Source organism: Pseudomonas sp. Sample_14 (assembly GCF_004307515.1).
In the GTDB taxonomy this organism is placed as follows: Bacteria; Pseudomonadota; Gammaproteobacteria; order Pseudomonadales; family Pseudomonadaceae; genus Aquipseudomonas; species Aquipseudomonas atacamensis.
Genome location: NZ_RCOC01000083.1, coordinates 32,278 through 43,402, shown reverse-complemented (window position 1 = coordinate 43,402; position 11,125 = coordinate 32,278). Strand labels below are relative to the sequence as shown.

Sequence of the window (11,125 nt, the reverse complement as noted above, 5' to 3'; positions counted from 1 at the left end):
CCTTCCGACGTCGCCGGTGGATCAAGATCAAGAGCAGGCGAGCTGACACTCGGCCATTGAGTGGTGAAAAGCGTGGGTGTTCGGCTTTTGATTTGTGTTGTTGCTGCCCCTCACCCCAGCCCACTCCCGAGGGAGAGGGAGCCGATTTTGGGCGTTCCAAAATCTGCATTCGACTCGGTATCGCAAGTCGGCGTATTTCGCCTGAACACCTCACCCTAGCCCTCTCCCTCCGGGAGAGGGCTAGGGTGAGGGGCTTTTGATCTGTTTCTTTTGCGGATACTGACTCGGTATCTCAAGCCGACGTTGCTCTGGTAATCAGCCCGACTTCCCGCTATGACTGCGCATCGGCAGAGGATTTCCCTTGCTGAACTGCGGTGAATCGTGTCCTCGGTCCGGTCGATCCACAAAGCGGATGCGCAAAAAAACCCGCTGAGCCGAGGAAGTTGAGCGGGCTTTTTTTGTGGTTCGGAAATTACAACGTACCAAACACCTTCTTCGCCAGACTCGTCGCCGCAGCGGCCGGGTTCTGACGAATTGTTTCTTCCTGCTTGCCGATCATCTCGAACAAACCATTGAGTGCCTGTTCGGTGACGTAGCTTTCAACGTTGGCGCTCTTGGCGTCGACGACACCGAAAGCCGCAGCTTGACCTGCAAAGGTGTTGTACTTCTGCGCGACGCCGACCTTGTCGGTGGCTTGTTTGACGATGGGCAGGAATTTCGCGCGGATCCGTTCGCGGCTGGATTTGTTCAGGTATTGGGTTGCCGAATCGTTGCCGCCGCTGAGGATGCCTTTGGCGTCGGCCACGCTCATTTTCTTCACTGCATCGACGAGGATTGGCTGGGCCTGGGTCACGGCGGATTCGGCGGCTTTGTTCATCGCGGTTTCCAGTTCTTCGACCTGGGCGCCCATGCCGAAGGCTTTCATCTTGCTCGCGGCTTTGCCGAGTTTGCCCGGCAGTTCGATTTTCACTTCGGGGTTGTTGCTGAAGCCGCCCGGGGTGCCGAGTTGTTTCACGGCGATCTGTGCGCCTTGGGTCAGGGCGTCCTTGAGGCCGCCGGTGGCGTCTTGTTGCGACAGGTCGTTGAGCGACAAGGCCAAGGCGTTGGCGGAGATCAGCAGACCGGCGCAGGCGGCGGCGAAGCGAAGGGTAGGGCGGCGCATGGCGGCTTCCTTGTGGCGAAAAATGGATTAACGAACGGCGTCGACGCGAATTTTCAGCGGCTGCGGGTCGTTGCCGTCGAGTTGCACGGCGTGGTTTTCGGTGGTGATGAACATCAGCTCGCCGTTGACTTCAATGCGCGCGCTGACCGAGTAACGGTGGCCGGATTTGACCTGCGCCGGATCGTAGCTCAAATGAAACGGCAGCGGCACCTGGCCTTTGATCGGGCCGTTCTGTTCGGCGAGGACGATGGCCGGTGCATCGGCCAGCGACACGTCCTGCAGGCTGACGCTCAGGGTCGCGCTCGGGGGCAGGGCGATGCGTTGCAGGTAGAAGACTTCGCCGTCGAGGCTGGCCTTGCCGGCAGGTGTGGTTGATTGGCAGGCGCTGAGCAGGGTGGCGGCAGCGAAGGTCAGCAGTTTTTTCATGGGTGGAACTCCTTTCAATGTGGGAGCGAGCCTGCTCGCGAAAGCGCTGGGTCAGTCAAACTAAATGTCGACTGACATTCCGTCTTCGCGAGCAGGCTCGCTCCCACAGGTCTGAGGCTTCAAGCCTCAGGCTGTGGCGTGATCTGATCCGCCGCATCTTCACTGCGGTGCAGCGCGACCTGGCGGATCGACAGGCGAATCTCCGCCGGCAGCACGCGCTTGGCCGCGCCTTCGGCCAGCTCGCCGAGCAGTTCGTGGTAGCTGAGCTTGCCGGCTTCGTCGCGGCGCAGGACGTCGAGGTCGAGCAGGGTCTGGATGAAGTGGCGGAACAGACTCTTGTCGAAAAACTCTGGGGCGTTCAGGCCATGGAGGATCGACAGACGCTGGGCCATGACCGTGCAGAGGTCTTCCAGCTCTTCGGCGCTGATGCTGTTCTGGCCGCTGTTGAGCAGCAGGGACACGGTCATGTAGAAACGCTGCAAGGTCTGCGCGATGCTTTTCGACAGCAGCGTCAGCAGCACGAAATGCCGCGAACTCGGCGCCGGACGCAGGTACAGGTCTTTCTCGAAACGCAGCAGGCCCTGCTCGACGAACGCTTCCAGCCACTGATCGATCACCGCGTCGAGTTCGTCCAGGCTCCAGCGGATGAACAGCTCCGATTGCAGGTACGGATACAGCGCGCGGGTGTAGCGCAGGATCTGCTCGCGGCTCATGCGCGAGGTGCTCTGGAAGAAACTCGCCAGCAACGACGGTAGAGCGAAAATGTGCAGGACGTTGTTGCGGTAGTAAGTCATCAGGACCGCGTTCTGCTCGTCCAGATACAGAATCTTGCCCAGCGCATCGTTCTGCTCGGCGAGCAGATCCATGTCTTTCACATGCTCGATCAGCGCACGGCCATCGCCTTCCGGCAAGGTGGTGTGTGGCGAATACGGGACCTTGCGCAGCAGCGCCAGATACAGGTCCAGCACCCGCGCCATGGCGCGATCATCCAGGGCCAGACGCGTGGTCGACAGCAGAGCCAACGCCACCAGATTCACTGGATTGATCGCCGCCGCTTCGTTCAGATGCCGGGCGACTTTCTCGCCGAGGCGGTTGGTGGTTTCGTTGAGCCACGCCGGTTTGAACTGCGGGCCGAGCTCCTGCTGGCGCCAGTCCGGTTGCTCGGCGTCGAGAAATTCCGCCAGTTTGATTGGCTCGCCGAAGTTGACCGCGACCTGACCGAAGCGCTGCTTGAGCGCGCCGATCACTTTGAAAATATCGAAGATCGATTCTTTTTTCTTGCTCGCCCCACGCAGTTCGCCGAGGTAGGTGCGGCCTTCGAGCACGCGCTCGTATCCGATGTACACCGGCACGAAGACGATCGGCATCCGCGACGAACGCAGGAAACTGCGCAGGGTGATCGCGAGCATGCCGGTTTTCGGTTGCAGCATGCGCCCAGTGCGCGAGCGACCGCCCTCGACGAAATACTCGACCGGGAAACCTTTTGTGAACAGCGTGTGCAGGTATTCGTTGAACACCGAGGTGTACAACGGATTGCCCTTGAAGGTGCGGCGCATGAAGAACGCACCGCCGCGACGCAGCAGGCTGCCGATCACCGGCATGTTGAGGTTGATCCCGGCGGCAATGTGCGGTGGGGTCAGGCCGTTGCGGAACAGCAGATACGAGAGCAGCAAGTAATCGATGTGGCTGCGGTGGCACGGCACGTAGATCACTTCGTGACCTTGCGCGACGTTCTGCACGCCCTCGATGTGGTTGACCTTGATGCCGTCGTAGATCTTGTTCCAGAACCAGCTCAGCACCACTTCGAGAAAGCGGATCGCGGTGTAGGTGTAGTCCGAGGCGATCTCGTTGCCGTAGCGCAGGGCCTGGGCCTTGGCTTTTTCCGGGGAGATTTTTTCGCGCTCGGCTTCGTCGAGGATCGCCTGTTTGACCAACGGCTGATTGAGCAGGCCTTTGACCAGATTGCGTCGGTGGGAAATGTCCGGGCCGATCACCGCAGCTTTCAGGTTGCGGAAGTGCACGCGCAGGATGCGCTGGGCCATGCGCACGGTGCGCTCGTGGCCCTTGTTGTGATCGATCAGTTCGCGCAGGTGGATCGGCGCGGAAAATTGCACGCGGGTTTTACGCCCGAGGACGATGATGCTCAGCAGCCGGCGCAGGCGTCCGGTGACTGCCCAGCTGTCGGCGAACAACAGTTTCCACGGACTGTTTTCGCTGTCCGGGGACTGGCCCCAGAACACGCTGACCGGAATGATCTGCGCGTCTTCGGCAGCATTCTGAGTCAGCGCGCTGACCAGACGGGTGAGAGTCGGCGGCGCGCCGCGTTTGTCCTGACGACCGAGCCAGTCCGGGTCCGGCGTCAAATAGAAAAACGCCGCTGGTTCGATGAGTGAACCCACCGACACCGCCAGCACCGGGCGTGGCAAACCGGCCTTGGTGCACTCGGTGTCAACCACTGCCAGATCGGTCAGTGATGGGTTTTGCAGGACGTAGAACACCGGACGACTGCGGTCGAGGTTAAGAGTGAACGACGACTGATTGATGGTCTCGGAGCGAACCCAGAGATACAACAGGCGGCGCAGGGTGCCAAACACAAGACGGCGGAACGGGGAACGGGTCATACGGCTTCTGCGTGAGTGAATAAAACCGAGCAGGCGCTCGGGGCGGACAGTTTGCCGTATTAGGCGAAAATCGGCAAAAAAGCGCCGAAGTAATCTCCTGTTGAGAGTTTCCGCACCTGTCATATACTCGGCGCTCTGTTGCCGGTGCCCTGTCATGGACGTCGGACGCAGGCTGACGTTCCTCGAAGGCTTTCCTGCGAAAAGCCCGTTCAATAATAAAAAAGGAGTATGAACAGATGGCAACACGCGAAACCGGCAACGTGAAGTGGTTCAACGACGCCAAAGGCTACGGCTTTATCCAGCGCGACGACGGCGTGGACGTGTTTGTCCACTACCGCGCGATACGCGGCGAAGGGCACCGCTCGCTGACCGAAGGTCAACAGGTTGAGTATGCGGTGATCACCGGCGAGAAGGGGTTGCAGGCTGAGGATGTTGTAGGTCTGTAACACAAACCTCCAGAACGCCAAAAACCACTGTGGGAGCGAGCCTGCTCGCGAATGCGGTGTATCAGTCACCATTCATATCGACTGACACTGCGCATTCGCGAGCAGGCTCGCTCCCACGTGGGCTCTACGTTGCCCTGGTTACGCGGTCTTCCAGGTGATTTCTTCTTCTCCGTCTTCGCTGATGCGAATCCAGCGATCAGCGGTTTCTTCACCTTCTTCTTCGACCCACGTCCCCGGTGCACAACGCACTTCCACGTTCAGCGCGGCAAAGGCTGCGCGGGCGCAGGCGATGTCGTCGTCCCAGGGGGTCTGGTCGCTTTCCAGGAACAGGCTGTTCCACTTGCCCACGGCTTTCGGCAGCCAGGTCACTGGCACGTTGCCGGCCTTGCACTTGTACGTCTGGCCTTTCTGTACCCAGTCGCTGCACGGGCCCAGCGCTTGGCCGAGCCAGGCGGCGATGGCCTTGTGGTCGACGTCGGCGTCTTTCAGGTAAATCTCGATGTCCGGTTGGCGCATGGATGTCCTCACTGCGGGTCTGAAAAATCCATTCGCGGATTTAGCCGGCCCCGGGCCTGTGCCCGAGACCAAAAGTTATTGAAGAACGAAATAATCGTAGCGCATCGACACGGTGGTCTCGAACGGCTCGGCCTGCTCGATCACCGCCGCACGACGCTCGGCACTGGCACGCCAGCCGTGAGGCGTCATCGCCAACAGGTTGGCGCGGTCCTCGGGCTTGTCCAGAGTCAGCTTGAATTCCAGGGTTTCGCTGTGCGCCAAGGCCATGCCTGCCGGCACCAGGGCCAGGTGCTTGTCGTCGGTGTACTCGCGCACTTCGTCGTACAGGCGTTCGCGCAATTCCATCAGATGGCCACGGGTCGGGCCGACTTTCATCAGGCCGCCGCCGACGCTGAGCAGACGCTTGGCTTCCTCCCAATCCAACGGACTGAAGACGCTGGCGAGAAATTGGCAACTGCCTGAGGCCAATGGCACGCGGGCCATGCTGGCGATCAACCAGGTGATCGCCGGATTGCGCTTGCAGGCGCGTTTGACCGCTTCGCGGGAGATATCCAGCGCGTAGCCATCAGCGTTCGGCAAAGCTTCGGCGATTTGCGCGGTGTAGTAACCCTCGCCACAACCGATGTCGACCCAGCGCTCCGGCGCATAACTCGCCGCCAATTCAGCCAGACGCCTGGCGACTGGCGCGTAGTGCCCGGCGTTGAGGAAATCACGCCGCGCCTCGACCATCGCTTGATTGTCGCCCGGGTCGCGGCTGTTCTTGTGCTGCACCGGCAACAGGTTCAGATAACCCTGACGCGCACGGTCAAACCGATGCCCGGCGGGGCAGACCACGCCGTTGTCGACCGCGTTGAGCGGCTCACTGCAGATCGGGCACGCGAGCATCAGGCGAGCAACTTGATCAGGGTCTGGTAATAGATTTCGGTCAGCACGTCGAGATCGGCTGCCAGCACGCGCTCGTTGACCTGGTGGATGGTCGCGTTGACCGGGCCCAGTTCAACCACTTGCGTGCCCATAGTCGCGATGAAACGGCCATCGGAGGTGCCGCCGCTGGTCGACGCCTTGGTCTCGCGACCGGTGATGTCCTTGATGCTCGACGACACCGCATCGAGCAGCGCCCCCGGTTCGGTGAGGAATGGCAGGCCGGACAGCGCCCAGTCGATGTGCCAGTCCAGACCATGCTTGTCGAGGATGTCGGCAACGCGTTTCTGCAGGCCTTCGACGGTCGATTCGGTGGAGAAACGGAAGTTGAACACCGCCACCAGATCACCCGGGATCACGTTCGTCGCGCCGGTGCCGGAATTGAGGTTGGAAATCTGGAAACTGGTCGGCGGGAAGAAATCGTTGCCGTGGTCCCAGTGCTCGGCGGCCAGCTCTGCCAGCGCCGGAGCGGCGAGGTGGATCGGGTTCTTCGCCAGATGCGGATAGGCCACGTGACCTTGCACACCTTTGACCGTGAGCTTGGCGCCGAGGGAACCGCGACGGCCGTTTTTCACCACATCGCCGACCAGCGTGGTGCTCGACGGTTCGCCAACGATGCACCAGTCCAGGCGCTCGTTGCGCGCGACCAGACGTTCGACCACGGCCTTGGTGCCGTGATGCGCCGGGCCTTCTTCGTCGCTGGTGATCAGGAAAGCGACCTTGCCTTTGTGATTCGGATAGTCGGCGACGAAGCGTTCAGCGGCGACGGTCATCGATGCCAGGCTGCCTTTCATGTCTGCCGCGCCACGGCCGCAGAGCATGCCGTGTTCGTCGATCACGGCATTGAACGGATCGATCTGCCATGCGGTAACCGGACCGGTCGGCACCACGTCGGTGTGACCGGCGAAGCACAGCACCGGGCCGTCGTTGTTGCCGTGAGTGGCCCAGAAGTTATCCACATCTTCGATGCGCATCGGCTCCAGGGTGAAACCGGCATCGCCCAGGCGCTGCATCATCTGCTTCTGGCAGTCGGCATCGACCGGGGTTACGGAGGGACGGCGGATCAGGTCGATGGCCAGTTGAAGGGTCGGCGATAGGTCGGCGTGGGCCGTCATGGAAAACTCCGGGATCATGGGGTGTGAGCTTGGGCTTCTAATGTGGGAGCGAGCCTGCTCGCGAAAGCGGTCTACCAGGCACCTTAAAGGTTGAATGTTACAACGCCTTCGCGAGCAGGCTCGCTCCCACAAGGGATAGGGGTGGTCAGTCAGACCGGTTATCACGCCAAGCCCCGCAAAATGGCGGTTATCTTAAAGCAAAACGGCGACCATTGGCCGCCGTTTAGTGCTGCGTTGCGGATTTAGACGACCGGTGCCGGCTCAGCCTTGGCCACAGGTTTGGGCAGCGACGACAGGAACGCCATGATCAGCGCCGCCAGATACGGCAGCGACTGCACCAGCAGCATGGTTACCCAGAAGCGCATGTCATTGCTCGGAATGCCCTGCACGAGGAAGATCCCCAGCGCCGCGCCCCACAGCAACAGCATGATGAACAGCTCCTCGCGAGCCTCGCTGATCGCCACCCAGAAACCGTGGTTGTCAGCGTTTTTCGGCGTGCGGAAGAACGGAATGCTGCTGGTGAAGAAACCGTACAGCACCGCTTTGGCGATGGTGTGCGACAACGCCAACCCGGCCAGCGCCGCGCAGAACGCATCCTTCAGATTCACACCGACGGCGCGGCGGTAGAGGAAGATGATCTTGCCGACCTTGAACACGAACAGCGCCAGTGGCGGGATTGCGAAAATCAGCAGCGGCGGATCGACCCGTTGCGGCACGATGATCATCGCCGCCGACCACAACAGCGCGCCAACGGTGAAGAAGATGTTCATGCCATCGGCGACCCACGGCAGCCAGCCAGCGAGGAAGTGATAACGCTGACCGCGAGTCAGTTCGGTGTCCTTGCCGCGCAGCAGGCTGCGGGTGTGGCGCTTGATGATCTGGATCGCGCCATAGGCCCAGCGGAAACGCTGTTTCTTGAAGTCGATGAAGGTATCCGGCATCAGGCCCTTGCCGTAGCTGTCGTGGTAATACGCCGCCGACAGGCCTTTCTCGAACACGCGCAGGCCGAGTTCGGCGTCTTCACAGATGCACCAGTCAGCCCAGCCCAATTCCTCCAGCACGGAACGGCGGGTCATGGTCATGGTGCCGTGCTGAATGATCGCGTCACGGTCGTTGCGAGTGACCATGCCGATATGGAAGAAGCCCTTGTATTCGGCGTAGCACAGCTTCTTGAAGGTGCTTTCGTTCTGGTCGCGATAATCCTGCGGCGACTGCACCACGGCGATTTTCGGGTCGGCGAAGTGCGGCACCATGTGCTTGAGCCAGTTCGGGTGCACGCAGTAATCGGAGTCGATCACCGCAATGACCTCGGCATCCTTGGCGGTGTGCGGAATCAGGTAGTTCAGCGCGCCGCCCTTGAAACCGGCCAGCGGCGAAACGTGGAAGAACTTGAAGCGCGGGCCGAGGGTTGCGCAGTAATCGCGCACCGGTTCCCACACCGCCGGATCCTTGGTGTTGTTGTCGATGATCAGGACTTCGAAGTCGGGATAATCGAGTGCGGCCAGTGCGTCGAGGGTCTGTTTGACCATCTCTGGCGGCTCGTTGTAGCACGGCACATGGATCGAGACTTTCGGTCGGTAATCGGAATCGCCCAGCACCGGCAGGAATTCCCGCCGGCGCTTGTGAATCCACACCGCTTCGGCCAGTTCATGGGCCTCTGTGAGCAGGACGATGAATACCCCGAGCGCACCGAGCGCCAAGAGGAATCCGACCGTGAGGCTGAACCACGTGCTGTATTGCTGGCTGTAGTCGTAACCGATGTACACCAGCACCGAACCGCAGAGGAACGCGATAAACGTCAGGAACGTGCGACCACGCTGGCGCAGGGCCGAGCCGTCGATCATCAGCAGGGTCAGCGACAGCAACGCCAGCACCACCGAGCCGATGGCCAGCACGCGCCATTGCGGAATCGCCACCACCGGGCCTTCGAAATTGAATTTCTGCTGGCGCGCGGCGTTGAACACGCCCCAGTAGGCGCCGACCGAACCTTCATCGCTGGCCTTCCACGGCTGATCGAACGCTTCGATCACGAAGTAGTTGAAGCCTTGGCGATTGAGCTTGTTGACCAGTGTGCGCAGGTAAATCGCCTGATCTGCCGGCGAGGCATCGGCGCCACCGCGCATGCGACCATTGCTCGGCCAGCCGACCTCGGAGAGCAGCAGCGGTTTTTTCGGAAAGAGTTTTTTCAGATCGCGGGCACGGTCGAAGACGAACTGGCCGGCCTTGTCCACCGGAATGAATTCCCAGTAGGGCAAGACGTGGGCGGCGATCAGGTCAACGTGCTTGGCCAGTTGCGGGTATTTCTCCCAGATGTGCCATTGCTCGGAAGTGGTCACCGGTACTTTTACCGCAGCGCGCACCCGATCCAGCAGAACGATCAGCGCTTCCGGGGTGATTTCCTCGCGAAACAGCGCCTCGTTGCCGACCACCACGCGCACGACGCTGCGCGAGGTGTTGGCCAGCTCGATGGCTTTGGTGATTTCCCGTTCGTTGCGTTCCTGGTCCGGGCTGATCCAGATGCCGAGGGTGACACGCAGGCCGAATTCTTCAGCCAGTTTCGGGATGTCTCCAAGCGAGCCGTCAACCGAATAGATACGGATGTTGTCGGTCAGCTTGCTCATGATTTCCAGGTCACGGCGCATTTCGTCGTCAGAGGGATACTGATCCTTCTGTGGGAATTGCCCCTGCTGGAATGGCGAATACGAGAAGCCGGAGATTTGCTGCGGCCAGTTCGGTGCCGTGACCGGGCGATTGACCAGCGCCCAGAAACCGGTGAACAAGGCAGCGATGGCCAGCACCACCACCAGGTTGAGTCCAAATTTACGCGATGACATAGCTGTTTCGGGTTCCAAAGGCTGTGGAACGAAGGATCGGTCGGATAGACGCCCGAGGGGCGCGCATCCTACACCGGCGGTTAACCAGCCGTACAACTGACGGGAAAATGCCTGACGTTGGGCAGCCGTCTCTGACTTAAGTTCTTACACTTGTCGCTTGCAGCTTAAAACTTGTCGCTGCGTAGCCCTATAATGCGCGCCGGTTTTTGGGGTAATGGTCATGAGTACAGAAGATCCGCGGTTTGCAGGTATCGCCCGTTTGTATGGCATCGAGGGCCTGGAACGCTTGCGCGCCGCCCATGTGGCGATCGTCGGCGTTGGTGGCGTCGGTTCCTGGGCGGCGGAAGCCATGGCCCGTTGCGGGGTTGGCGAGATATCGCTGTTCGACCTCGACGACGTCTGCGTCAGCAATGCCAACCGCCAGTTGCATGCGCTGGACAGCACCGTCGGCAAACCCAAGGTCGAGGTGATGGCCGAGCGTCTGCGCGGGATCAATCCTGATTGCACGGTGCACGCCGTGGCCGATTTCGTCACCCGCGACACAATGGCTGAATACATTACGCCGGACATCGACTGCGTGATCGACTGCATCGATGCGGTGAACGCCAAAGCGGCGCTGATCGCCTGGTGCAAACGCCGCAAGATCCAAATCATCACCACCGGCGGGGCGGGCGGGCAGATCGATCCGACGTTGATTCAGGTCTGCGATCTGAACCGCACCTTCAACGATCCGCTGGCTTCGAAAGTGCGCTCGACCTTGCGTCGTGACTACGGCTTCTCCCGCACCGTGACCCGCCACTACAGCGTGCCGTGCGTATTTTCCACCGAACAGCTGCGCTACCCGAAACCGGATGGCAGCATTTGTCTGCAGAAGAGTTTTGTCGGCGATGGCGTGAAGCTCGACTGCGCCGGCGGGTTTGGCGCGGTGATGATGGTTACCGCGACATTTGGCATGGTCGCGGCGACCAAGGCTGTGGACAAGATTGTCGCTGGTGTACGGCGCCCGGCGGACCGGGTCAAGCCTCAAGCCTGAAGGTATTTGATCGTTCCCACGCTCCGCGTGGTAATGCAGCCCGGGACGCTC

General features: G+C 60.8%; 9 protein-coding genes. 2 read left to right on the top strand and 7 right to left on the bottom strand.

The features are described from left to right. Positions 1-472: 472 nt before the first annotated feature. The 3 genes from D8U61_RS19375 to plsB form a co-directional block, all read right to left on the bottom strand. On the bottom strand, positions 473-1,162 hold the full coding sequence (locus D8U61_RS19375) for a DUF4197 domain-containing protein (protein ID WP_130927479.1): 690 nt from the start codon (positions 1,160-1,162) through the stop codon (positions 473-475). A gap of 27 nt (positions 1,163-1,189) precedes the next feature. Further along, positions 1,190-1,588 (bottom strand): YbaY family lipoprotein, encoded by a 399-nt coding sequence (locus tag D8U61_RS19370; RefSeq protein WP_130927478.1) that lies wholly within the window; start codon positions 1,586-1,588, stop codon positions 1,190-1,192. A gap of 119 nt (positions 1,589-1,707) precedes the next feature. Beyond that, positions 1,708-4,209, bottom strand: a complete 2,502-nt coding sequence (gene plsB / locus D8U61_RS19365) for a glycerol-3-phosphate 1-O-acyltransferase PlsB (protein WP_110600147.1) — start codon at positions 4,207-4,209, stop codon at positions 1,708-1,710. A 236-nt stretch (positions 4,210-4,445) separates the two neighbouring features. Between plsB and D8U61_RS19360 the strand changes: the two genes are divergently transcribed. Then, a complete protein-coding gene (locus D8U61_RS19360) occupies positions 4,446-4,655 on the top strand; it encodes a cold-shock protein (protein ID WP_016771489.1) in 210 nt (69 codons plus the stop codon). A 138-nt stretch (positions 4,656-4,793) separates the two neighbouring features. Here the strand turns inward: D8U61_RS19360 and D8U61_RS19355 are convergent, their stop codons facing one another. The 4 genes from D8U61_RS19355 to D8U61_RS19340 form a co-directional block, all read right to left on the bottom strand. Continuing rightward, the gene (locus D8U61_RS19355; protein WP_016771488.1) at positions 4,794-5,171 is read right to left on the bottom strand and encodes a hypothetical protein; all 378 of its coding nucleotides are present in this window, start codon (positions 5,169-5,171) and stop codon (positions 4,794-4,796) included. Positions 5,172-5,246: 75 nt separating this feature from the next. After that, positions 5,247-6,056, bottom strand: a complete 810-nt coding sequence (locus D8U61_RS19350; protein WP_130927477.1) for a putative RNA methyltransferase — start codon at positions 6,054-6,056, stop codon at positions 5,247-5,249. Then, on the bottom strand, positions 6,056-7,207 hold the full coding sequence (dapE, locus tag D8U61_RS19345; RefSeq protein WP_016771486.1) for a succinyl-diaminopimelate desuccinylase: 1,152 nt from the start codon (positions 7,205-7,207) through the stop codon (positions 6,056-6,058). Before dapE ends, D8U61_RS19350 begins: the two co-directional genes overlap by 1 nt. Before the next feature lie 242 nt (positions 7,208-7,449). Continuing rightward, positions 7,450-10,041, bottom strand: coding sequence for a glycosyltransferase (locus D8U61_RS19340; RefSeq protein WP_056783195.1), 2,592 nt, complete (start codon positions 10,039-10,041; stop codon positions 7,450-7,452). 214 nt (positions 10,042-10,255) lie between these two features. Here D8U61_RS19340 and tcdA point away from each other — a divergent pair, with 214 nt between their 5' ends. Next, a complete protein-coding gene (gene tcdA / locus D8U61_RS19335; RefSeq protein WP_125917994.1) occupies positions 10,256-11,074 on the top strand; it encodes a tRNA cyclic N6-threonylcarbamoyladenosine(37) synthase TcdA in 819 nt (272 codons plus the stop codon). Positions 11,075-11,125 lie beyond the last annotated feature (51 nt).

Excerpts from the sequence above, each read along its gene's own strand:
- D8U61_RS19375 (WP_130927479.1), bottom strand. The coding sequence starts at position 1,162 with ATGCGCCGCCCTACCCTTCGCTTCGCCGCCGCCTGCGCCGGTCTGCTG.
- D8U61_RS19370 (WP_130927478.1), bottom strand. The coding sequence starts at position 1,588 with ATGAAAAAACTGCTGACCTTCGCTGCCGCCACCCTGCTCAGCGCCTGC.
- plsB (WP_110600147.1), bottom strand. The coding sequence starts at position 4,209 with ATGACCCGTTCCCCGTTCCGCCGTCTTGTGTTTGGCACCCTGCGCCGC.
- D8U61_RS19360 (WP_016771489.1), top strand. The coding sequence starts at position 4,446 with ATGGCAACACGCGAAACCGGCAACGTGAAGTGGTTCAACGACGCCAAA.
- D8U61_RS19355 (WP_016771488.1), bottom strand. The coding sequence starts at position 5,171 with ATGCGCCAACCGGACATCGAGATTTACCTGAAAGACGCCGACGTCGAC.
- D8U61_RS19350 (WP_130927477.1), bottom strand. The coding sequence starts at position 6,056 with ATGCTCGCGTGCCCGATCTGCAGTGAGCCGCTCAACGCGGTCGACAAC.
- dapE (WP_016771486.1), bottom strand. The coding sequence starts at position 7,207 with ATGACGGCCCACGCCGACCTATCGCCGACCCTTCAACTGGCCATCGAC.
- D8U61_RS19340 (WP_056783195.1), bottom strand. The coding sequence starts at position 10,041 with ATGTCATCGCGTAAATTTGGACTCAACCTGGTGGTGGTGCTGGCCATC.
- tcdA (WP_125917994.1), top strand. The coding sequence starts at position 10,256 with ATGGTCATGAGTACAGAAGATCCGCGGTTTGCAGGTATCGCCCGTTTG.